The sequence below is a fragment of the Streptomyces sp. CA-249302 genome (assembly GCF_050936785.1).
Taxonomy (GTDB): domain Bacteria; phylum Actinomycetota; class Actinomycetes; order Streptomycetales; family Streptomycetaceae; genus Streptomyces.
On record NZ_JBNJMG010000001.1, the window covers coordinates 1,044,409 to 1,064,341 of the forward strand.

A 19,933-nucleotide genomic window follows, 5' to 3' on the forward strand; every position below is an offset into this window, starting at 1 on the left:
CATGAGCGACTTCGCCGCTTCCACGGCCCCCGCCGACGTCACGCCGCCAGTACCTGGCCTCCGCCGCCGGTGACCTGACGGCCCTGCGCGCCACTCTCGCCCCCGACGTGGAGTGGACCGAGATGGCCGGCTTCCCGCTGGCCGGCACCTACCGCACCCCCGACGGCGTGACCTCCAACGTCATGGAGCAGCTCGGCAAGGAGTGGGACGACTGGGCCGCCCACGACGACACCTACGTCGTCGACGGCGAGAACGTCGTCGTCCTGGCCCGGTACTCGGCCACCAACAAGGCCACGAGCAAGCCGATCGACGTCCGGGTCGCGCACCACTTCGTCGTACGGGGCGGACTGATCGTCCGCTTCGAGCAGTTCGTGGACACGGCGCTCGTGCGGGACGCGATGGCGTAGGGAGCGCGACGGGACGATTCGACTGGTGAGGGGCGGGCGCTTTTCGATGGGCGCCCGCCCCTCGCGCGTCCCGCCGGCGGAAGCCTCCGACTCGTTCGCCCCTTGCCCCGCCCCTTCTCCCCGCCTAGCCTGAGTTTGTGCCGCCAATAAACAAAACCCGAATGCACAGTGTCGTGCCGGGCAACGAGCTCACCCGGCTTCGTGTCGCGATCACCGTCTTCTTCGCTCTCGACGGCTTCGTCTTCGCCGGATGGGTCGTCCGTATCCCCGCCATCAAGGAGCAGACCGGCGCCTCCGCCAGCACCCTCGGGCTGGCCCTGCTGGGTGTGTCCGCCGGTGCCGTGATCACGATGATGCTGACCGGGCGGCTGTGCCGGCGGTACGGGAACCACCGGGTCACCGTCGTCTGCGGCATCCTGCTCTCGCTCAGCGTCGCCCTGCCTCCGCTCACCCACTCCGCCCTCGCACTCGGCGCCGTACTGCTGGTCTTCGGCAGCGCCTACGGCGGGATCAACGTCGCCTTCAACAGCGCGGCCGTCGACCTGGTGCGGGCCCTGCGGCGCCCCGTGATGCCCAGTTTCCACGCCGCCTTCAGCCTCGGCGGCATGATCGGCGCCGGGCTCGGCGGGCTGGTCGCAGGCCATCTGTCGCCGACTCGGCATCTGCTCGGCCTCACCGTCATCGGCCTGGTCGTCACCGTCGTCGCGGGACGGACCCTGTTGCGTATCGAGCCACCCGTGCCGCCGGAGAGCCTCTCCGGGAAGGCGTCCACGGCACGCCGGCCCGACACCCGCACCCGTGGCCTCGTGGTCACCTTCGGTCTGATCGCCCTCTGCACGGCCTACGGCGAGGGAGCCCTGGCCGACTGGAGCGCCCTGCACCTCGAACAGGACCTGCACGCCTCTCCGGGCGCCGCGGCCGTCGGCTACTCCTGCTTCGCGCTCGCCATGACGATCGGCCGCCTCACCGGCACCAGGCTGCTCGAACGCCTGGGCCGGACCCGCACGCTGACCATCGGCGGCACGACCGCCGCCGCCGGCATGCTGCTCGGCGCGCTCGCCCCCTCCCTGTGGGCGGCGCTCCTCGGCTTCGTCGTCACCGGACTCGGCCTCGCCAACCTCTTCCCGGTGGCCGTCGAACGCGCCGGCACCCTGGCCGGCCCCGAGGGCGTCGCGATCGCCTCGACCTTCGGCTACGGCGGCATGCTCCTCGGCCCGCCCGCGATCGGCTTCATGGCCGACTGGTTCTCTCTGCCCGCCGCCCTCACCAGCGTCGCGGTCCTCGCCGCCACGGCAGCCGTCATCGGCCTCGCCACCCGGCACACGACCGGGCGCTGACCTCCGGTCCGCCGCCCGCGTTGCCGCAACACGGCACCGATCAACACCCGTTGACCTGCCGTGATCCCTGTTGCGGGAGCAAGTACCGTACCCGGCAACGGTGTTGATCGTTGCCGCTTCGTCGACCGTGTGGCGCAACACCTTCATCCCCCTTCATCCTGGTCTTCACTTTTCGGCGCCCCGCTTGGGGCGCGCAGTTCCGGCCGGTCGACGGCCGGGCACCGAAAGAGGAACGATGGATCGTTTACGACTGCCCAAGCGGACCGTGCTGGTTCTGGCGCTGTCGCTGCTGGCTGGGGCCGGCACCGGGCTTCTGTCCACGCTCGCGGGTGACGGGGCGGCCCGCAGCGCGCTGTGCGGCTTCGCCGCCGTCGGAGGAGCCGTCCAGGTCCTCCACCTGGTGCTCGTGCGCGGGCATGCGGCCGACCGGCCCCGCGGCCGTCGGCCGCTCTGCTCGAAGGCCGGGGACCGGCATGGGTGAACTCCGGCCGCTGGCCCAGGACCTGGCCCCCGAGTCCCGGGCGCTCGCGATGGCGCTCCGCGAGCTGTTCGAGGGACTCGAGGTGTCGGTACGCCGGTACGCGGCCCGGCGCATCCGGGACGCCGGTACCTTCTCCCGCTATCTGAACGGCACCCGGGTACCGCCCTGGGACGTGGTGATGGACCTGTTCACCGACGTGGCCGAGCAGCGGGGCGTGGCGGCCACCCCGGAGGCCATCGAGCTCGTACGGCGGCTGCACGGGGCCGTCGTCGAGAGCAGCACCTCGCCGAGACACGCGGTGGAGGAGCTGGAGGAGCAGCTCGCCGAGGCGGACCGGGCGTCACGCCGTTCCACCGCTCGTGGCGACGCGCTGGGCGACGCGCTGCTGGACCGCAAGCACCGCATCGCCAACCTCGAAGTGCGCCTGAGCCACCTGGAGGCGGCCTGGAGCGCCGAACGCGAACGGGCCGACCGGCTGGCCGCGGCCAATCCCGACGTCACGGAACTGCTGCGTGAGCGGGAGCGACTCGAGGGCGAGGTCGCCCGGCTCTGCAGCGAACTCGACGCAGCGAAGAAGCAGCACGCCGGGGCCGAGGAACGCTGCAACCTCCTGGAACGCCAGCTGGAGGCCGTGGAGCAGGTCCAGCAGGCCACCGTGACCCTCCCGGCGGCTTCCGCCCAGGCCATGCCCAAGGTGCTGATCGTCGACGACCAGCCCGACAACCTCCTGGCGATGACCGCCGTACTCGCCACGCTGGACCAGGAACTCGTCGCCGTCTCCTCCGGTCAGGAGGCGCTCAAGGCGCTCCTCGACCACGACGACTTCGCCGTGATCATCATGGACGTGCAGATGCCGCACATGGACGGCTACGAGACCGCCGCCCACATCAAACGCCGTCCGCGCAACCGCGACGTACCGATCATCTTCCTCACCGCCATAGGCGCCGACCCCGAACACTCGGCCCGGGGCTACGCCGCCGGCGCGGTCGACTACATCAGCAAGCCCTTCGACCCCTGGGCGCTGCGCGCCAAGGTGGCCGTCTTCACCGGCATCTACCTCGAACGGCGCTTCGCCGGCGACCGTTAGCCGGAGACCGCCTGGAGGGGCAGTTCGACGACCGCGTAGGCGAGGAGGGCGCAGGGCACGGCCGCCGCCAGGGTGAGGGCACGCTCCCGGTGGGTGCGGGCCATGAGGAGCGGTACGAGGACGAACGCCGCGAGGCAGGCCCAGGCCTGGGACGCGTGGTGCAGGTCCCACGCGGCCGTCACCCCCTCCATGCCGAACAGCCCGGCGAACGCGGCCAGTCCGGTGATCCGGCGCCGTATGTCGGGGCTGCGCCGCCACCAGTGCGCGGCGACGCCGAACAGCGGTCCCGCCACGCAGGCCATGCCGAGCCAGACGAGCGGGAACAGGAGGTCGCCCATGCCGTCACGACCGAACTCGGCGTAGCCGTAGTAGCCGAGGACCAGTCCGGCCTCGGCGGCCAGCCCACCGACCGCGGCCCGGGACACGCCGCCCCGGCGGGCCGGCAGCGCACCGGCGCCGAAGGCCACGGCGGACCAGACGGCGCCGGAGTTGGCAAGCTGGTTCCAGGCACCCGGGAGCCACCCCTGGGCGAGGTTGGTGAGCACACCGAGCAACAGCCCGCCGACCACCGCCATCGCCGCGGGGCCGACCCACGCACCGCGGGTATCGTCCGGAACATCAAGCTCATCGGGGGTCGCAATCGTCGCCACACCGGCCTCCGCGGTCACGCTCGCTCCGTCGCACCTGCTGTGCACTCCCGCGCACTATACACGTGACGTACACGCGAGGTGTATAGCCGTCCTTCCGGTCATCGCCGGGCCGCGCGCCCCTGCCGCCCGCCCGCAAACGCGTTGCCGCTCCAACCGGCGCATTCGCGCTGCTCCTCCCGTGGCGGGCTGTGTTGTCATGGAAGGAGGGGGAGGTGGGCGCCCATGCGCATCGGTGGCCGGTACGAGCTGACGGGGAGTATCGGGCAGGGTGGCATGGGACGGGTCTGGCGAGCGCGGGACGAGATGCTCGAACGCCCGGTCGCGGTCAAGGAGTTGCTGCTCGACGGCCTCGGCACGGACGAGGACCCGGTGACGCGTCGGGAGCGTGCGCTGCGCGAGGCGCGGGCGACTGCGCGCATCGACCACCCGGGCGTCGTGCGGGTCTACGACGTGGCCGAGGAGAACGACCGGCTGTGGATCGTGATGGAGCTGGTGGAGGCACCGTCGCTGGAGCGGACCATCGCCGCCCAGGGGCCGTTGGGCGTGCGGGAGACGGCACGTATCGGGCTCGCGCTGGCGGAGGCGCTGCGCGGCGTGCACGCGGCCGGGGTGCTGCACCGTGACGTCAAGCCGAGCAACGTGCTGCTCGGCCCGGGCCACCGCGTCGTACTCACCGACTTCGGGATCGCCGCCGTACAGGACGCGCGGCCGCTGACCCGGGTCGGCCGACTGGTCGGCACCCCGGAGTACGTCTCCCCGGAGCGGGCCACCGGCGGTGCCCCGGGCCCGCCGTCCGACTGGTGGGCACTCGGCGGGACGCTCTGCGCGGCGCTGACCGGCCGCCCTCCGTTCACCCGCTCCTCGATGCCGGCGACACTGCTGGCAGTGGTGTACGAGGATCCCGAACTCCCGGACGCCGACTGCCCGTTGACCCCTCTCCTGCGTCGGCTTCTCGACAAGGATCCGGACCGGCGGCCGGGCGCGGACGAGGTGGTGGCGTGTCTGAGGCCGCTCGCGGCGGCACCCGAGCCGGCGGAAGCGCCGGTGGCCGAACGGTCCTCCCGGCTGCTCACCGCCCTGGTCCTGCTCGCCGCGGCCGCCGTGGCCGTCGTCATGATCATCACCGCGATCCGGCCGGGTGGTGAGAGCCGACTGCCGGACACCAGCCCACCGCCGACGGTCGCGGGCACCGCACGTCCACCGTCCTCGTCCCCGACCGGCACGACGACCGCTCCCTGAACCCCGACCGTCAGTGGCGGCCGAAGAGACCGTCCGCGAAGTGCTGTGCCGCAGCGGCGTACAGGTCGGGGCGCAGGACCGCCAGGACGGCGACCGCCGAGGCCGCCGTCAGCCAGAGGAACTCCCAGCGGTCGCCGGGCGGGCCGCTCACCTGATCAGCTCGGCGGGCTTGGTGGCCTTGCCGAGCAGCCACTCCAGCGGGCCGCGCCGGAAGCGGCGGGACCAGAGCGTGGCGAACACGGTCACGGCCACGATGAAGCCGAGCAGGACGTGCGGCGGGGAGCCGGGGAGTTCCTCGATGCCGAGCAGGCGGATGCCGACGACGTGGAAGACGTACGCGGTCAGGGACATCGAGCCGACCGCGATCACCGGCCGGGCGAGGCGGTGGACGCGCGGGAAGGCGTCGACGGCGGCGAGGCAGCCGACCAGGACGGCGATCGCGACACCCGTGTTGGCCAGGACGGAGAGGGTCGTCTCGCTGTGTGGCGAGGCCACCAGCAGACCGGCCGGCGTCGTGCCGCTCGGGTAGCCCCATGTGTCGGACCACCAGGCCGACGCCGCCGAACCCCCGTCGCCCCAGCCGGACTTGCCCAGCGCCGACAGCGCGCCGGGTACCAGGTGCAGAGCCAGCCAGGAGCCGCCGTAACCGAGAACGGCGAGGCCGAGACCGGTGAGTGCGAGCCGGGTGCGTACGACGGTGGCGGCGAGGTCGAGGCGGGCCACCGCCATGCCCGCGATGACGAAGGGGACCCAGGTCAGGGCGGGGTAGCTGCCGGTGAACAGCAGCGACACGATGCCGTCGGCGCCGGCGGGCCAGGCCCAGACGCCACTGACGCCGTCGGTGGGGAGCGTCTGCTGCACGACGTACAGGATCTGAGGCAGGAGCAGCGCGCTCGCCGCCGCGACGACCGCCAGAGGGCCTGCGGTCAGCCGGTACAGGGGCAGGACCAGCAGGAAGTACAGGCCGTAGAAGGCGAGGATCACCTCGACCGGGGTGCCGGACAGGGTGAGGGCGGTGCCCAGGGCGAGCAGGACTAGCGCGCGTATCACCACCTTGGCCACCGCCTGGCGGCCCGCGCGGCCCGTTCTGGGGCTGCGGCGGCCGGTGATCAGCATGATCGAGAAGCCGGCCAGAAAGGCGAAGAGCGCGGAGGCGCGGCCGTGCGCCAGCTCCATGAGGTGGCCGGTGACACCGCCTTCGGACGGGTCGGGGCCGACGTGGGCGGCGTACATGCCGAAGACTGCGAGGCCCCGGGCGAGATCCACGCCGATCAGGCGGCCCACCGTCGAACTACCGCCGGTCTGGGCGGTGTTGACGGCATCGGTGCGGGCGGTGGACGGCGCCGTGAGCGCCGTGTCGTCTGCGTTCTGGGTCATGTTCCCAGGCTGGAGAGGGCCGCGGGTCCGGAGTATCCGGCAGGTGTCCGGTGCACCCCCGCCGTCCGGGGGGTACCGGCTCTCGCGGACGGCACGCGATGGCCCGGGCCTCCCCCATGCGGCTGGACCGCTCCCCCCGAGTGGCGGGAGTGTCCCGTCGGGGCTCCGGGCGCGGTGTTTCCCGTTCTACGGTCGGTGCGGTGAGAATCGGCATCGACGTGCGTCGCGGACGTACGCTCCCCAGCGACGAGGCGGAACGCACGTGATCAGGGTGATGGTGGTCGACGACGAGGCCCTGGTGCGGTCCGGATTCCAGCTCATCCTCGGCGCGGCCGACGACGTCGAGGTGGTCGCGACCACGACCGGTGCGGAGGCCGTCGACACCGTGGTGCGGGTGCGGCCGGACGTCGTGCTGCTGGACATCCGGATGCCGGACGTGGACGGGCTGACCGTGCTGCGGGAGTTGCGTGCGCTGGCCCGGCCGCCGGTGGTGGCGATGCTGACCACGTTCGACGCCGACGAGTACATCCTCACCGCGCTGCGTTCGGGCGCGGCCGGCTTCCTGCTGAAGGACACCGAGCCTGATCAACTGGCGCAGCTGGTACGGACGTTGGCGGCGGGCGGGGTCGTACTGTCGCCGAAGGCCTCGCGGGCCGTCTGGCAGAGCCACCCCGGTGCGGCGGCCGTCGACGACGAGGAGGCGGCGCGGGTCGGGCGGCTCACCGGGCGGGAGCGCGAGGTGCTGGTGCTGATTGCGGAGGGGCTCTCCAACGGCGACATCGGCGCCCGCATCCACCTCAGCGCCGGCACGGTGAAGGACCACGTCAGCGCGATCCTCACCAAGCTGCGGGTCACCAGCCGGGTCCAGGCGGCGCTCCTCGCCCAGCGGGCGGGACTGCTGGACGCGGGGCGGGACGCGGAGGGCGGGCGATGAGCGCATCCCGGCCCATCAGGGTGCCCCGGCCCTGGTGGGCCCGCGTCCCCGCCCCCGTCGTCGACGGGCTGGTCGTCGCCGTCGCCGGTCTCGACGTCTGGTTCGGTCTGTGGGACGACTCGCCGTTCGCGGTCGCCGTCGCCGTGGCGGGCTGCGCCGCGCTCGTCCTCCGGCGCCGCTTTCCGCTCGCGGTGTTCCTGTGCACGCTTCCCGCGAGCCTGATGCAGGACATCGTCTTCGCCCCGTTCGCGGCCCTGTTCACGCTGGCGGAGCGGTCCCGGAACCGTCGGCTGCTCGGCGGGTGCGCGCTGCTGTTCGCGCTCACCTCCGCGGCCCCGTGGCCGCTGGACGACCTCACCTCCCGCGACCGCACCTGGACCCTGGTCAACTTCTTCTACATGCTCGCCACCGCCGCCGCACCCGTCCTGCTGGGCCAACTCGTGCAGGCCCGGCGAGACCTGTCGCGGCGGCTGGCCGAGATCGAGGAGGCCCGGGAGCACGAACGGCTGCTGCACTCCCAGGCCGTCCTCGCCCGCGAACGCGCCCAGCTCGCCCGGGAGATGCACGACGTCGTCTCCCACCAGGTCAGTCTGATCGCCGTACAGGCGGGCGCACTCCAAGTCGCCGCCAAGGACCCGGAGTTCAAGGAGGGCGCGCGCACCATCCGCTCGCTGAGCGTCGACACCCTCGACGAACTGCGGCACATGGTCACCCTGTTGCGCGCCTCCGGCGGCAGCGCCACCGAGCTCACCCCGCAGCCCACCCTCGCCGACCTGCACGAACTGGTGACGACCAGCGGCATCGACGCGGCCCTGACCGGCGAACTCCCGCCGGACATCGGCACACCGGCCCAGCGCGCCGTCTACCGCACCGTGCAGGAGTCCCTGACCAACGTCCGCAAACACGCGCCGGGCGCGCGGGCGACCGTACGCCTCTGGTACGACACCACGACCTACGGCGTCACGGTCACCAACACCCCGCCGACTCGCCCCGCCCTGCCCCTGCCCGGCTCCCGTCAGGGCCTGGTCGGCCTCCGGGAACGCGCCGAACTCCTGGGCGGCACCTTCGAGTCGGGGCCCTCGGCGGCCGGGGGTTACGAGGTACGGCTGCGCGTGGACCGGCTCCCTACGCCTTGAGGGCCACCCCGCCGAAGCTGTCGACCTCGGCAGGCAGCCGCCCGCCCGCCTCCGGGGCACGCCAGCGGGAGACCGAGACCAGGCCGGGCTCCAGGAGCTCCACGCCGTCGAAGAAGCGGGCGAGCTGCTCCGGGCTTCTGTTGACGCGGGGATTGTCGCTCGCCGCGTTCCACTGCTCGACCATCGCGCGCTGCTGCTCGGGGTGGACGGCGTCGGTGCTGTCGCAGAACACCAGATAGCTGCCGGCCGGCAGGGCGCCCACGAGGCGCTCCACGATGCCGTACGCGGAGTCGTCGGTGACGTGCGCGGCGATGCCGAGCAGGATCAGCGCCATCGGCTGGGAGAAGTCCAGCGTCTTGGCGGCCTGCTCCAGGATGCCGTCGGGGTCGCGCAGATCGGCGTCGATGTAGTCCGTGCGGCCCTCGGGCGTGCTGGTGAGCAGGGCCTCGGCGTGGGCCAGCACGATCGGGTCGTGGTCGACGTAGACGATCCGCGACTCGGCGGCCGCCCGCTGGGCGACCTCGTGGGTGTTGTTGGCGGTGGGCAGTCCGGTGCCGACGTCCAGGAACTGCCGGATGCCGATGTCGCGCACGAGGTGCTCGACGGCGCGAACCAGGAAGCCGCGCTGGGCGCGGGCGATGTCGATGATGTGCGGGTTGGCCGCGACGATCTGGTCGCCGACCTGCCGGTCGATCTCGTAGCAGTCCTTGCCGCCAAGCCAGTAGTTCCAGATACGGGCCGAGTGCGGAACGTTGCTGTTGATGAGCGAACCTTCAAGCGGCATGGGGACTCCCCGAGTTGGCCTGGTGTCCCCCACAATTTACGTCCTCGTGGCGTGAAACGCGCGTCAGGGTTGGATCTTCGTTCCGAGAGGCTCGACCGCACTCCATCCGGCACACTCCTGTCATGGAGACAGCCGAGTACGTGCGGATCCTGGACCGTGAGGGCGGCCTGCTCGCCGTGGCCGCCGAGGAGGCCGGGACGGACGCCAAGGTGCCGACCTGTCCCGAGTGGCAGGTGCGGGACCTGGTGCGGCACACCGGGATGGTGCACCGGTGGGCGGCCGCGTTCGTCGCCGAGGGGCACACCTCGTACCAGCCCGACGGCGGGCTGCCCGAGCTCGACGGCGAGGAGCTGCTGGCCTGGTTCCGCGAAGGACACCGGTACCTGGTCGACACGCTCGCCTCGGCCTCGCCGGACGTGCGGTGCTGGCACTTCCTGCCCGCGCCGTCCCCGCTCGCCTTCTGGGCACGGCGGCAGGCCCACGAGACGACCGTGCACCGTGTCGACGCCGAGTCGGCGAGGGGCGGCACGCCGAGCCCGATCGCCCCGGCCTTCGCGGTGGACGGCGTCGACGAGCTGCTGCGCGGCTTCCACGCCCGCGGCCGGAGCAAGGTCCGCAGCGACGAGCCCCGGGTGCTGCGGGTGCGGGCGGTGGACGAGAACGACGCGGTGTGGACCGTACGACTCTCCCAGGAGGCCCCGGCGACCGAGCGGGACTGGACGGAGGACGACGTCGACTGCGAAGTGGCCGGGCCCGCCGGGCAGTTGTACCTCTCGCTGTGGAACCGCGTGCCGTTCCCGCACGTGACCGGGGACGCCTCCGTCGCCGCGCTGTGGCGCGAGAAGTCGGCCGTCACCTGGAGCTGAGCGGGCCGATCCTCAGGCGTCGAGCATCCGCACCAGCACCGCGCGCTGCACCGGCAGCACCTCGCCGTGCAGGGCGCGACCCTTCGGCGTGAGGGCCACCCGGACGCCCCGGCGGTCCTCGGCGCACATGGCGCGCTCGACCAGTTCGTCCTTCTCCAGCCGGGCGATCAGCCGCGACAGCGCGCTCTGGCTGAGGTGGACGCGCTCGGAGATCTCCTGCACCCGGTAGGCGCAGGAGTCGCCGGACAGTACGTCCAGCACCTCGAAGTCGCTGGCGCACAGGCCGTGTTGGTGCAGCGCGCGGTCCAGTTCGCACTGGGTGCGCGCATGCAGCGCGAGCATCTCCCGCCACTGGTCCACGAGCGCCTGCTCGGCCTTTTTCGCCGCCATGCGCGCACCGTAGCAGAGAATCAGCTTTGTTGCACGTGAATTAAATGCGCTTACATCTCATGCATACGCATGTAGTGTCTGTGGACATGACCTCTCCGCTCACCACTCCCGCGGCCCCGCCCTTGGCGGTCCGCTGGACTCCCCGGCTGTGGGGCACCCTGCTGGTGCTCTGCGCCGCGATGTTCCTCGACGCGCTCGACGTGTCGATGGTCGGCGTCGCCCTGCCGTCCATCGGCTCCGACCTGGACCTGTCCACCTCGACGCTGCAATGGATCGTCAGCGGCTACATCCTGGGTTACGGCGGCCTCCTGCTCCTGGGCGGACGTACCGCAGACCTGCTCGGCCGACGCCAGGTCTTCCTGGTCGCGCTGGGCGTCTTCGCCCTCGCCTCGCTGCTCGGCGGCCTCGTCGACTCGGGTCCGCTGCTGATCGCCAGCCGCTTCATCAAGGGCCTGAGCGCGGCCTTCACCGCGCCGGCCGGCCTGTCCATCATCACCACGACCTTCGCCGAGGGCCCGCTGCGCAACCGCGCCCTCTCGATCTACACCACCTGCGCGGCCACCGGCTTCTCGATGGGCCTGGTCCTCTCCGGCCTGCTCACCGAGGCCAGCTGGCGCCTGACCATGCTGCTGCCCGCGCCGATCGCCCTGATCGCGCTCCTTGCGGGCCTGAAGCTGCTGCCGCGCAGCGAACGCGAGAAGGACCACAACGGCTACGACATCCCCGGCGCCGTCCTCGGCACCGCGTCGATGCTCCTCCTGGTCTTCACCGTCGTCCAGGCACCGCAGGTCGGCTGGGGATCGGCGCGCACGCTGCTGTCCTTCCTCGCCGTCGCCGTCCTGCTGACCGTGTTCGTGCTGGTCGAGCGCCGCTCGCCGGGTCCGCTGGTCCGGCTGGGCGTGCTGCGCTCCGGCAACCAGATCCGCGCCCAGCTCGGCGCGCTGGCCTTCTTCGGCTCGTACGTCGGCTTCCAGTTCCTGACCACCCTCTACATGCAGTCGCTCCTCGGCTGGTCGGCGCTGCACACCGCGCTCGCCTTCCTGCCCGCGGGCGCGCTGGTCGCGGTGTCCTCGACCAAGATGGGCGCGATCGTCGACCGGTTCGGCACCCAGCGGCTGATCGCGGCGGGCTTCACGCTGATGGCCGTCGGATACGCGCTGTTCCTGCGCATCAACCTCGACCCCGGTTACGCGGCCGTCATCCTGCCTTCCATGCTGCTGATCGGCGCGGCCTGCGCCCTGGTCTTCCCCTCGCTCAACATCCAGGCCACCAACGGCGTCGACGACCACGAGCAGGGCATGATCTCGGGCCTCCTCAACACCTCGGTGCAGGTGGGCGGCGCGATCTTCCTGGCCGTCGTGACGGCGGTCGTCACGGCCGGGGCACCCGAACACGCCACTCCGCAGGCCGTGTTGGACAGCTACCGGCCCGGGCTGGTGGTGGTCACGGGTATCGCGCTCGCCGGGTTGCTGATCACGCTCACCGGGGTGCGTACCCGTCGTACACCGAAGTCCGTCGTGGTGGCCAAGTCCACTTCCCTGGAGGCGGATCGCGTGCCTGTGCGCGACTAGGCGACGGCGGGACGGCGCGGGCATCGAGGGGGATGCCCGCGCCGTTCCGTGCACCGGGCTGCCCGGCCGGCTCAGGGGTAGAGGCCGGCCCGGAAGGTGAACGAGACGAGTTGCGCCCGATCGCGTGCGCCGACCTTGGTCATGGCCCGCACCGCGTGCGTCTTCACGGTGAACGGGGACACGCGCAGCCGGGCCGCGATCTCGTCGTTCCCGAGTCCGCTCGCGACGAGCACGACCACGTCCCGTTCCCTGGGCGTCAACGCGTCGAAGCGGCGCAGCAGTTCCCGGTCGATCACCGGGGGCGGGCTGTCGGTCATGTGACCGATGAGCGCGGCCGTCGCGGCGGCCGACAACGCACCGCCTCCGCCGACCACCTCGTTGATCCCGGCGACGAGCTCGGCCGGGCTCACGGTCTTGCTCAGGAATCCGTTGGCGCCCGCGCGCAGGGCGGCGAGCACGATGTCGTCCTGGTCGAAGGTGGTCAGCACGATCACCCGAGTCTTCTCGGGCGGATGCTCCGCGCGGATCCGGCGGGTGGCCTCGACACCGTCGATGCCGGGCATGCGGATGTCCATCAGGACCAGGTCGACGGTGTGCTCCCGGAGGAAGGGGGCGACTTGGAGGCCGTCCGAGAGATCACCGACGACGGTGAGACCCGGGTCGAGGCGGAGCATCGTGCGGATGCCGGCTCTGATCTCCTCCTGGTCGTCGACGATCAGAATCCGCGTCATCGGACGACCGCTCCCAACGGGCTGAACTCCGCGTGGACCCGGAACCGCCCGTCGTGACCGCCGATCGTCAGCCGCCCGCTGGAGGACTCGACGCGTTCGCGCATCCCCACCAGTCCGAGGCCACTGCCCGGGCCGGAACCGCGGGGCGAGCGGGCGACGGGGTTCTCCACGGTGACGCAGATCCTGCCGTCGATCTCGCGCACCTCCACCGTCGCCGTCCCCTCGCCGTGCCGGTAGGCGTTGGTGAGCGCCTCCTGAACGACCCGGTAGACCGTCACGCCGACGCTCGGCTCCACGAAACCGGCGGGGATGTCGATGGCGGACCTGACGTCGAGGCCGATGCTCTCGAAGGAGGCGACGAGTCCCTCCAGGCCGCTCAGCGCCGGGGTCGGCCGCAGCGCCTCGTCGTCGGGGCCGTCGTCCCCGAGGCGGAGGAGCGCGAGGATGCGCTGCGTCTCGACGACCACCGTGCGGGCGCTGGAGCGGGCCGAGTCGAGGGCCTGCCGGGAGGACTCGGCGTCCGCCGGCAGCCCGATCTCCGCGGCACCGAGGTGCAGGCTCAGCATCGCGACCTGGTGGCCGATGACGTCGTGGAGGTCCCGGGCGATGCGCAGGCGTTCCTCGGTCACCCGCCGGGTGGCCTCGATCTCGCGGGTGGCGATGGCGTTCTCGGCCCGTTCCGCCAGGATCCACCAGTGGTCCCGGTGGATGCGGAGCGCCGCCCCTGTCGCGCCTCCCGCCACGGCCGAGAAGAGGGCGGCGGCCCCCACCACCGCGCCGCCGCGGAATCCTCCCACCGTCATGAACGCCCCCAGGAAGAACGCCGCCACGATGCCGGTCCCGACCAGCGGCTGCCTCCCCTTGAGGGTGACCGAGAACAGCACGAGCACCGCCATCATCCACACCGACAGGGGGTCGTGGCCCACTGCCGTGACGGCGAAGGACGCGGCGCTCGTCACGACCAGCCCCGGCCACGGCCGCCACCAGGAGAGGGCGACCCCGGCACCGGCGAGGAGCACGGACAGGGCCGTCGGCCAGTCCGAGCCCCTGAGGACCACCGCCACGATCTGTCCGGTGAACACCAGCGCGGCCACCGCGTAGGCGACGCGATGCAGCACCTCGGGGCGGCGCACCCACAGGGGTGCCGCGGGTCCGTCCTGCTCGTCGTACACCTCGGCCATGACCCGATTCTCGTTCACGGGCTCCCCGACCATGTACTTCGTTCGAAGTACGCGTCCCCTCCCGAGGCCGCTGAGACTCGTCCCCGAGACGACCGTCTCACCTCGTCACGATCACAACGGGACCCAGGATGACTCAGACTTCCGTACGGCCGACAGCTTCGACCCCGCCCGCGACCACGGCCTCCGGGCTGCGCTCCCTCCACCTGATCCGCATCGTCTTCTCCCTGATCTGGGTGGCCCTGGTCCTCGCGACCTCCGCCTCGCTGAAGTCGACGGACACGCCCACGGCGATCGCGGGCGTGCTGCTCGTCGGCTACCCCCTGTGGGACGTCGTCGCCACGCTCCTCGAACGTCGACTGGCCGGCACGACGGACGCCGTCGGCACGGCCAACGCGGCACTCGGCCTCGTCGCCACCGCGGGCATGGCCGTGGCCGTCTCCTCCACCGTCGGCAGGGCCCTTCTCGTGTTCGGCGTCTGGGCGCTGCTCTCCGGGGCCGTCCAGCTGGTCACGGCGATACGGCGTCGGCGCTCCGTCGGCGCCCAGTGGCCCATGGCCGTCAGTGGCGGGCAGTCCGTCCTCGCCGGTGCCGGCATCGCCGCCATGTCCGGCTCGTCGACGAGCGGCCTGTCCGCCGTCGCCGGGTACTCGGCCTTCGGCGCCTTCTGGTTCCTCGTCTCCGTCATCGCCCTGAGCCTCCGCGGCCGGCGCGGAGCGCGGTGAGCCCCGCTTGCCCCGCCGGGCTCCCGGCCGTGAGACTGGGCGCATGGACGGGTACGGGGGACGGCCCAACAAGGCCGAGCAGGACGCGGTGATCGTCGAGGTCGGCTATGCGCTGGTCAGCGCGGTGTTCGCGGCGGCGGTCGTGTTCGGTGCGGTCGCCGGGCCGGCGCTGCTCTTCGATCTGCCGGCGACCGTGGAGGGTGTGTTGCTGCGTGCGGGACTCGCGCTCGCGCCCGTCCTGTTCGTCGCCCGGGTCGTGAGCGTGCTGGCGCGCTTCCGGCGGGGGCTTCAGCCGAGCCAGCCGGGCCGCACCAACCCCGACTCGTAGGCCAGCACGACCAGTTGGGCCCGGTCGCGGGCGCCCAGTTTGACCATGGTACGGCTGACGTGGGTCTTCGCGGTGAGGGGGCTGACGACCAGGCGGCGGGCGATCTCGTCGTTGGAGAGGCCGATGCCGACCAAAGCCATCACCTCCCTTTCCCGCTCGGTGAGTTCGGCGAGGGCGCCTTCGACCCCCGGCTCCTTGGAACGGGCCGCGAACTCCGCGATCAGACGGCGCGTCACACCCGGCGAGAGCAGCGCGTCGCCCTCGACCACCGCCCTTACCGCGCGCAGGAGTTCGTCCGGTTCGGTGTCCTTGACCAGGAAGCCGGAGGCGCCCGAACGGATCGCTTCGAAGACGTACTCGTCGAGCTCGAAGGTGGTGAGCATGATGACCTTCACCCCCTTCAGGGCGTCGTCGTCGGTGATCCGGCGGGTCGCGGCCAGCCCGTCCAGCGCGGGCATCCGGATGTCCATCAGGACGACGTCGGGGCGCAGTTCGCGCACCCTGCGCAGCGCCTCCTCCCCGTCCGCGGCCTCCCCGGCCACCTCGATGTCCGGCTGCGCGTCGAGCAGCGCCTTGAAGCCGGCCCGCACCAGTGACTGGTCGTCGGCGAGCAGTACGCGGATCACCGGTCGTCCTCCTTGGCCTTGAGCGGGAGTACGGCGAGCACCTGGAAGCCCCCGTCGGGGCGCGGGCCCGCCTCGATCGTGCCACCCAGGGCGGCGGCCCGTTCCCGCATTCCGGCCAGGCCGTTGCCGCTGCCGCCCGCGTCCGCGCCGGTCGCGGGCCCGTCGTCCTCGACCCGCAGCCGCAGCGCACGTGCGTCGTGCTCGACGTGCACACGCGCGTGGCGTGAACCGGAGTGCCGTACGACGTTCGTGAGCGCTTCCTGGACGATCCGGAAGGCGGCGAGGTCCGTGCCCGGCGCGAGCCGGGGCGGGTCGCCGTCCACTTCCACCGCCAGTCCGGCGCTCGCCGCCTGCTGGACCAGCTCGGGCAGCCGGTCGAGGCCGGGGGCCGGTGCGCGGGGCGCGTCCCCCGGGGTTCGGAGGGTGTCGAGGACCTGACGGACCTCGCCGAGGGCCTCCTTACTGGCGGCCTTGATGGTGGTGAGTGCGGTGCGCGCCTGTTCGGGGTCGGTGTCGAGGAGGGCCAGGCCGACGCCGGCCTGGACGTTGATCACCGAGATGCTGTGGGCGAGGACGTCGTGCAGTTCACGGGCGATCCGCAGCCGTTCCTCGTCCGCGCGCCGCCGGGCCGCCTGCGCCCGCTCGGCCCGCTCCCGGGCCCACTGCTCACGCCGGGTCCGGGCGAGCTCGGCCACCGCCGTGATCGCCACCACCCAGGCGGCGACCACGGCCTCCTGCCCCCAGGGGGATGCCGAGTCCGCGGACGGTGGCAGCCACCGGTACAGCCAGTGGGCCACCAGCACATGCCCGACCCAGAGCATGCCCATCGCGGTCCAGGCGGCCCGCCGATGCCCGGCGACGATGGCGCCGAAGCAGGCCAGGGCGACGGGGAAGAAGACCGGCCCGTACGGATAACCGGCGCCGAGATAGAGCATCGCGGCTCCGGCCGTGCCGAACGCGACGGCCACGGGATACCGCTTCCGCCACAGCAACAGCGCCGACCCGACGATCAGCAGCACGCGAGCGAAGACGTCGAGGTCGGCCCGCACGCCCTCCTGCCGGTGGGCGGCGTAGTTGGAGCCGCCGAGCACGAAGAAGGTGAGCAGCACGGTGGAGGGCCACGGCCACCGGTTCCCGCGCCCCTCCGCACCCCAACGATTCAGCCACGGCGGCCCGTGCCACCACCACTGCGGCGCCCCACGCCCACGCTGCTCGTCCATGCCCGCCACGCTAGACGGCATCCACGCTGGTGGGCGTCAGCCGGGCGGGGTGACGGGGCGTACTCCCGGGGAAGTACGCCGACCGATACGCCCGCCCGCCTCAGCCTCTCAACCCCACTCCGTGCGCGAGCCGGTCCGCCGCATGCCGGAAGAACGGCTCCCGGTCCTCGACGACCCGGTTGAACTGGCCGAACAGTTCGAACCCGACCAGGCCGAAGAGCTGGGCCCAGGCCGCGACCAGGGCCGCACCCACCGCCGGTGGCAGGTCGGGGGCGATGTCGGCGGTGAGGCGTTCGGCCTCGGGGCGCAGTTCGGCGGGGAGCGGGGGGAAGGTGATGCCCGGGCCCTTCAGGGCGTCGCGGACGATGCCGATCAGGACGAGGCCGACGCGGGCGGCAGGGGGGACGGTGGTCTGGGGGGCCGTGTAGCCGGGGACCGGGGAGCCGTAGATCAGCGCGTACTCGTGGGGATGCGCGAGCGCCCAGGTGCGTACTGCCTCGCAGACGGCGACCCAGCGCTGCACGGGGGCTGTCGCGGTGTGCTGTGCCGCCTCCGCGGCCTCGCCGACGGAGTTGTACGCGTCGATGATGAGTGCGGTCAGCAAGTCGTCCCGGCTGGGGAAGTAGCGGTAGAGGGCGGAGGAGACCATGCCCAGTTCGCGTGCCACGGCCCGCAGCGAGAGCTTGGCGGCACCCTCGGCGGCGAGCTGTCTGCGTGCCTCGTCCTTGATGGCCGCGGTCACTTCGATCCTGGCCCGGGCGCGGGCGCCTTGTGTGCTGCTCATGCGGTTCAGTGTCCCACGAAACCAGAGCAGTGCACACAAACGAGAGCACCGAACAAAAAAGAGAGCAGTGCTCTTGCTTTGGATCACCGATCCGGTGCAGACTCTTCACCAAGCCAACCGAGAGCAGTGCTCACAAAGGCGAGCGGCGCTCTCTCAATCGCAATCAATGATCTCGACCGATGGGGGTCCTCATGTCCACGCACGTCCAGAAGCCCGGCTGGTTCACCGTCAACGTCTTCAACCGCGCCGTCGCCTGGATGACCCGCCGCGGCATCAGCGTCTGGGGCTCCCGGGTCCTCGCGGTCCGCGGCCGCAAGAGCGGCGAGTGGCGGACCACCCCCGTGAACCTGATGACGGTGGACGGCCAGCAGTACCTGCTCGCTCCGCGCGGTCACGTCCAGTGGACGCACAACATGCGCGCGGCCGGCGGCGGCGAGCTGCGCCTCGGCAAGAACACCGAGGTGTTCACCGCCACCGAGGTCGCCGACGACGACAAGGTCCCGCTGCTGCGCGCGTACCTCAAGCGCTGGAAGGCCGAGGTCGGCGTCTTCTTCAACGGCGTCGGCCCGGACTCCCCCGACGCCGACCTGCGCCGTATCGCCCCGGACCATCCGGTGTTCCGCATCACCGTCAGCGGCTGACGGCGTTGCCGCCGCCCGCCACCCGCCACCCGTAGCCCCGGTCATATTCCCAGTCAGGAGCCGGCGTCCTCCGTCGCAGGGGTCGGCTCGGCCGTGGCAGCGGGGTCACCGCCCGGCTGACGCCGGTCGAACGCCGTCAGTGCACGCTGCGCCATCGGATGGGTGCGGACGAGTTCGCCGAGGGACGTGGCTCCCTGGGTGATCCCCTTGAACGCGTTCCACGCCGGCCGGAATCCCGTCAGGGCCGCGTGGAACAGGCCGGGGCGGCGTTCGAAGGCCGTCAGCAGGCGCCTGCCGACGCTCATCTCGATGCCGAGCCCCGCCTTGATCGCGAACGCGTAGTTGAGGGCCTGCCGACGGGCGTCCACCGCGTCGTGCGCCTCGGCGATCCGTACCGCCCACTCCCCCGCGAGCCGCCCCGAGCGCAGCGCGAACGAGATGCCCTCGCGGGTCCACGGCTCAAGGAGCCCGGCCGCGTCACCACAGACGAGCACCCGGCCGCGGGAGAGCGGCGAGTCGTCGGCCCGGCAGCGGGTCAAGTGGCCGGAGGAGATGCTCGGTTCGAACCCCGCGAGACCGAGCCGCCCGACGAACTCCTCCAAGTACCGCTTGGTGGCGGCACCTTCACCACGCGCCGAGATCACACCGACCGTGAGTGTGTCGCCCTTGGGGAACACCCAGCCGTAACTGCCGGGAATCGGCCCCCAGTCGATGAGCACCCGCCCCCGCCAGTCCTCGGCGACCGTCTCGGGCACCGGGATCTCCGCCTCCAGACCGAGGTCGACCTGGTCGAGCTTCACCCCGACGTGTGCTCCTATCCGGCTGGCGCTGCCGTCCGCGCCCACCACGGCCCGCGCGAGCAGCGTCTCGCCGCCCTGGAGCACCACGGCGACCGTCCGCCGGTCCGGCACCGCCGAACCGTGCTGCTCGACCCGCTGTACGGTGACGCCCGTACGCAGCTCGGCGCCCGCCTTCTGCGCGTGCTCGACCAGCTGCTGGTCGAACTCGGGCCGGTTGATCAGCCCGAAGAGCATCTGCTTGGAGCGGCGGGTACGCGTGAAGCGGCCGTTGTTGGAGAAGGTGACCGCGTGCACCCGGTCCCGGAAGGGGAGCTCGAAGCCGGGCGGCAAGGAGTCGCGCGAGGGGCCGATGATGCCGCCGCCGCAGGTTTTGTAGCGCGGCAGCTCGGCCTTCTCCAGCAGCAGGACGCGCCGCCCCGCGACCGCCGCCGCATAGGCGGCCGAGGCCCCCGCGGGTCCCGCGCCCACCACGACGACGTCCCACACCCGCTGCACGTCGTCCTGCACGCCGTCCGCCGAAGGGTCGTCCGCCGAAGAGTTCTCGCTGCTCACGATGGTCTACTGCTCCCGATCAAGCCGCTGCCGCACTGTCCCCCGCATCCTACGACCGACGTCGCCGCAGGCCACTGTGGGAGGATCTC

22 protein-coding genes and 1 pseudogene are annotated in these 19,933 nt (G+C 72.0%); 12 read left to right on the plus strand and 11 right to left on the minus strand.

The genetic code is table 11. From position 1 onward, the window contains the following. Nucleotide 1 precedes the first annotated feature (1 nt). The 4 genes and pseudogenes from ACQEWB_RS04655 (at nucleotide 2) to ACQEWB_RS04670 (ending at nucleotide 3,312) form a co-directional block, all read left to right on the plus strand. Nucleotides 2-407, plus strand: a pseudogene (locus ACQEWB_RS04655) (nuclear transport factor 2 family protein). A gap of 161 nt (nucleotides 408-568) precedes the next feature. Beyond that, nucleotides 569-1,744, plus strand: coding sequence for an MFS transporter (locus ACQEWB_RS04660; RefSeq protein WP_432827310.1), 1,176 nt, complete (start codon nucleotides 569-571; stop codon nucleotides 1,742-1,744). A gap of 235 nt (nucleotides 1,745-1,979) precedes the next feature. Beyond that, nucleotides 1,980-2,225 carry a hypothetical protein gene (locus ACQEWB_RS04665; protein WP_432827312.1) on the plus strand — a complete coding sequence of 82 codons (246 nt, stop codon included), beginning with the start codon at nucleotides 1,980-1,982 and terminating at the stop codon, nucleotides 2,223-2,225. After that, nucleotides 2,218-3,312 (plus strand): response regulator, encoded by a 1,095-nt coding sequence (locus tag ACQEWB_RS04670; RefSeq protein ID WP_432827314.1) that lies wholly within the window; start codon nucleotides 2,218-2,220, stop codon nucleotides 3,310-3,312. Before ACQEWB_RS04665 ends, ACQEWB_RS04670 begins: the two co-directional genes overlap by 8 nt. On the opposite strand, the gene ACQEWB_RS04675 is transcribed toward ACQEWB_RS04670, so the two are convergent. Further along, complete coding sequence (locus ACQEWB_RS04675) at nucleotides 3,309-3,980, minus strand: DUF6518 family protein (protein ID WP_432827316.1); 672 nt, start codon at nucleotides 3,978-3,980, stop codon at nucleotides 3,309-3,311. The genes ACQEWB_RS04670 and ACQEWB_RS04675 overlap by 4 nt on opposite strands. A 204-nt stretch (nucleotides 3,981-4,184) precedes the next feature. Here ACQEWB_RS04675 and ACQEWB_RS04680 point away from each other — a divergent pair, with 204 nt between their 5' ends. Continuing rightward, nucleotides 4,185-5,201 carry a serine/threonine-protein kinase gene (locus ACQEWB_RS04680; protein ID WP_432827318.1) on the plus strand — a complete coding sequence of 339 codons (1,017 nt, stop codon included), beginning with the start codon at nucleotides 4,185-4,187 and terminating at the stop codon, nucleotides 5,199-5,201. 10 nt (nucleotides 5,202-5,211) lie between these two features. Here the strand turns inward: ACQEWB_RS04680 and ACQEWB_RS04685 are convergent, their stop codons facing one another. Together ACQEWB_RS04685 and ACQEWB_RS04690 are read right to left on the minus strand one after the other, a co-directional pair. Then, nucleotides 5,212-5,352, minus strand: a complete 141-nt coding sequence (locus ACQEWB_RS04685; RefSeq protein ID WP_432827320.1) for a hypothetical protein — start codon at nucleotides 5,350-5,352, stop codon at nucleotides 5,212-5,214. Further along, nucleotides 5,349-6,578: a DUF418 domain-containing protein gene (locus tag ACQEWB_RS04690; protein ID WP_432827322.1), complete on the minus strand. Its 1,230-nt coding sequence runs from the start codon at nucleotides 6,576-6,578 to the stop codon at nucleotides 5,349-5,351. Before ACQEWB_RS04690 ends, ACQEWB_RS04685 begins: the two co-directional genes overlap by 4 nt. A 274-nt stretch (nucleotides 6,579-6,852) precedes the next feature. On the opposite strand from ACQEWB_RS04690, the gene ACQEWB_RS04695 reads away from it, so the two are divergent. Both ACQEWB_RS04695 and ACQEWB_RS04700 read left to right on the plus strand, forming a co-directional pair. Then, nucleotides 6,853-7,512: a response regulator gene (locus ACQEWB_RS04695; protein WP_432843643.1), complete on the plus strand. Its 660-nt coding sequence runs from the start codon at nucleotides 6,853-6,855 to the stop codon at nucleotides 7,510-7,512. Next, nucleotides 7,509-8,648, plus strand: coding sequence for a sensor histidine kinase (locus tag ACQEWB_RS04700; RefSeq protein ID WP_432827324.1), 1,140 nt, complete (start codon nucleotides 7,509-7,511; stop codon nucleotides 8,646-8,648). The genes ACQEWB_RS04695 and ACQEWB_RS04700 overlap by 4 nt, the downstream gene beginning before the upstream one ends. Here the strand turns inward: ACQEWB_RS04700 and ACQEWB_RS04705 are convergent. Further along, entirely contained in the window at nucleotides 8,638-9,432 is a 795-nt protein-coding gene (locus tag ACQEWB_RS04705) for an SAM-dependent methyltransferase (RefSeq protein WP_432827326.1), read from the minus strand. The genes ACQEWB_RS04700 and ACQEWB_RS04705 overlap by 11 nt on opposite strands. Before the next feature lie 122 nt (nucleotides 9,433-9,554). Here ACQEWB_RS04705 and ACQEWB_RS04710 point away from each other — a divergent pair, with 122 nt between their 5' ends. Then, a complete protein-coding gene (locus ACQEWB_RS04710) occupies nucleotides 9,555-10,298 on the plus strand; it encodes a maleylpyruvate isomerase family mycothiol-dependent enzyme (RefSeq protein WP_432827328.1) in 744 nt (247 codons plus the stop codon). Nucleotides 10,299-10,310: 12 nt separating this feature from the next. On the opposite strand, the gene ACQEWB_RS04715 is transcribed toward ACQEWB_RS04710, so the two are convergent. After that, nucleotides 10,311-10,688 (minus strand): MarR family winged helix-turn-helix transcriptional regulator, encoded by a 378-nt coding sequence (locus ACQEWB_RS04715; protein WP_432827330.1) that lies wholly within the window; start codon nucleotides 10,686-10,688, stop codon nucleotides 10,311-10,313. Nucleotides 10,689-10,774: 86 nt separating this feature from the next. Between ACQEWB_RS04715 and ACQEWB_RS04720 the strand changes: the two genes are divergently transcribed. Further along, the gene (locus ACQEWB_RS04720; RefSeq protein ID WP_432827332.1) at nucleotides 10,775-12,259 is read left to right on the plus strand and encodes an MFS transporter; all 1,485 of its coding nucleotides are present in this window, start codon (nucleotides 10,775-10,777) and stop codon (nucleotides 12,257-12,259) included. Nucleotides 12,260-12,330: 71 nt separating this feature from the next. Here ACQEWB_RS04720 and ACQEWB_RS04725 read toward each other — a convergent pair whose 3' ends face one another. Together ACQEWB_RS04725 and ACQEWB_RS04730 are read right to left on the minus strand one after the other, a co-directional pair. Further along, nucleotides 12,331-12,990: a response regulator transcription factor gene (locus tag ACQEWB_RS04725; RefSeq protein ID WP_432827334.1), complete on the minus strand. Its 660-nt coding sequence runs from the start codon at nucleotides 12,988-12,990 to the stop codon at nucleotides 12,331-12,333. Further along, complete coding sequence (locus ACQEWB_RS04730) at nucleotides 12,987-14,189, minus strand: sensor histidine kinase (RefSeq protein ID WP_432827336.1); 1,203 nt, start codon at nucleotides 14,187-14,189, stop codon at nucleotides 12,987-12,989. The genes ACQEWB_RS04725 and ACQEWB_RS04730 overlap by 4 nt, the downstream gene beginning before the upstream one ends. Before the next feature lie 110 nt (nucleotides 14,190-14,299). On the opposite strand from ACQEWB_RS04730, the gene ACQEWB_RS04735 reads away from it, so the two are divergent. Then, on the plus strand, nucleotides 14,300-14,893 hold the full coding sequence (locus tag ACQEWB_RS04735; protein WP_432827338.1) for a DUF308 domain-containing protein: 594 nt from the start codon (nucleotides 14,300-14,302) through the stop codon (nucleotides 14,891-14,893). 43 nt (nucleotides 14,894-14,936) lie between these two features. After that, nucleotides 14,937-15,221, plus strand: coding sequence for a DUF6332 family protein (locus ACQEWB_RS04740; RefSeq protein ID WP_432827340.1), 285 nt, complete (start codon nucleotides 14,937-14,939; stop codon nucleotides 15,219-15,221). On the opposite strand, the gene ACQEWB_RS04745 is transcribed toward ACQEWB_RS04740, so the two are convergent. From ACQEWB_RS04745 to ACQEWB_RS04755, 3 genes are all read right to left on the minus strand, one after another. Then, on the minus strand, nucleotides 15,182-15,847 hold the full coding sequence (locus tag ACQEWB_RS04745) for a response regulator (RefSeq protein ID WP_432827342.1): 666 nt from the start codon (nucleotides 15,845-15,847) through the stop codon (nucleotides 15,182-15,184). The genes ACQEWB_RS04740 and ACQEWB_RS04745 overlap by 40 nt on opposite strands. Next, nucleotides 15,844-17,067, minus strand: a complete 1,224-nt coding sequence (locus tag ACQEWB_RS04750) for a sensor histidine kinase (protein WP_432827344.1) — start codon at nucleotides 17,065-17,067, stop codon at nucleotides 15,844-15,846. Before ACQEWB_RS04750 ends, ACQEWB_RS04745 begins: the two co-directional genes overlap by 4 nt. 100 nt (nucleotides 17,068-17,167) lie before the next feature. Next, a complete protein-coding gene (locus tag ACQEWB_RS04755) occupies nucleotides 17,168-17,851 on the minus strand; it encodes a TetR/AcrR family transcriptional regulator (RefSeq protein ID WP_432827346.1) in 684 nt (227 codons plus the stop codon). A 191-nt stretch (nucleotides 17,852-18,042) separates the two neighbouring features. Here ACQEWB_RS04755 and ACQEWB_RS04760 point away from each other — a divergent pair, with 191 nt between their 5' ends. Further along, on the plus strand, nucleotides 18,043-18,492 hold the full coding sequence (locus ACQEWB_RS04760) for a nitroreductase family deazaflavin-dependent oxidoreductase (protein WP_432827348.1): 450 nt from the start codon (nucleotides 18,043-18,045) through the stop codon (nucleotides 18,490-18,492). 53 nt (nucleotides 18,493-18,545) lie between these two features. On the opposite strand, the gene ACQEWB_RS04765 is transcribed toward ACQEWB_RS04760, so the two are convergent. Further along, nucleotides 18,546-19,844 carry a geranylgeranyl reductase family protein gene (locus ACQEWB_RS04765; protein ID WP_432827350.1) on the minus strand — a complete coding sequence of 433 codons (1,299 nt, stop codon included), beginning with the start codon at nucleotides 19,842-19,844 and terminating at the stop codon, nucleotides 18,546-18,548. Nucleotides 19,845-19,933: the final 89 nt, after the last annotated feature.

Excerpts from the sequence above, each read along its gene's own strand:
- ACQEWB_RS04665 (WP_432827312.1), top strand. The coding sequence starts at position 1,980 with ATGGATCGTTTACGACTGCCCAAGCGGACCGTGCTGGTTCTGGCGCTG.
- ACQEWB_RS04680 (WP_432827318.1), top strand. The coding sequence starts at position 4,185 with ATGCGCATCGGTGGCCGGTACGAGCTGACGGGGAGTATCGGGCAGGGT.
- ACQEWB_RS04715 (WP_432827330.1), bottom strand. The coding sequence starts at position 10,688 with ATGGCGGCGAAAAAGGCCGAGCAGGCGCTCGTGGACCAGTGGCGGGAG.
- ACQEWB_RS04735 (WP_432827338.1), top strand. The coding sequence starts at position 14,300 with ATGACTCAGACTTCCGTACGGCCGACAGCTTCGACCCCGCCCGCGACC.
- ACQEWB_RS04760 (WP_432827348.1), top strand. The coding sequence starts at position 18,043 with ATGTCCACGCACGTCCAGAAGCCCGGCTGGTTCACCGTCAACGTCTTC.
- ACQEWB_RS04725 (WP_432827334.1), bottom strand. The coding sequence starts at position 12,990 with ATGACGCGGATTCTGATCGTCGACGACCAGGAGGAGATCAGAGCCGGC.
- ACQEWB_RS04710 (WP_432827328.1), top strand. The coding sequence starts at position 9,555 with ATGGAGACAGCCGAGTACGTGCGGATCCTGGACCGTGAGGGCGGCCTG.
- ACQEWB_RS04660 (WP_432827310.1), top strand. The coding sequence starts at position 569 with ATGCACAGTGTCGTGCCGGGCAACGAGCTCACCCGGCTTCGTGTCGCG.
- ACQEWB_RS04750 (WP_432827344.1), bottom strand. The coding sequence starts at position 17,067 with ATGGACGAGCAGCGTGGGCGTGGGGCGCCGCAGTGGTGGTGGCACGGG.
- ACQEWB_RS04755 (WP_432827346.1), bottom strand. The coding sequence starts at position 17,851 with ATGAGCAGCACACAAGGCGCCCGCGCCCGGGCCAGGATCGAAGTGACC.
- ACQEWB_RS04690 (WP_432827322.1), bottom strand. The coding sequence starts at position 6,578 with ATGACCCAGAACGCAGACGACACGGCGCTCACGGCGCCGTCCACCGCC.
- ACQEWB_RS04720 (WP_432827332.1), top strand. The coding sequence starts at position 10,775 with ATGACCTCTCCGCTCACCACTCCCGCGGCCCCGCCCTTGGCGGTCCGC.
- ACQEWB_RS04740 (WP_432827340.1), top strand. The coding sequence starts at position 14,937 with ATGGACGGGTACGGGGGACGGCCCAACAAGGCCGAGCAGGACGCGGTG.
- ACQEWB_RS04705 (WP_432827326.1), bottom strand. The coding sequence starts at position 9,432 with ATGCCGCTTGAAGGTTCGCTCATCAACAGCAACGTTCCGCACTCGGCC.
- ACQEWB_RS04670 (WP_432827314.1), top strand. The coding sequence starts at position 2,218 with ATGGGTGAACTCCGGCCGCTGGCCCAGGACCTGGCCCCCGAGTCCCGG.
- ACQEWB_RS04695 (WP_432843643.1), top strand. The coding sequence starts at position 6,853 with ATGGTGGTCGACGACGAGGCCCTGGTGCGGTCCGGATTCCAGCTCATC.
- ACQEWB_RS04700 (WP_432827324.1), top strand. The coding sequence starts at position 7,509 with ATGAGCGCATCCCGGCCCATCAGGGTGCCCCGGCCCTGGTGGGCCCGC.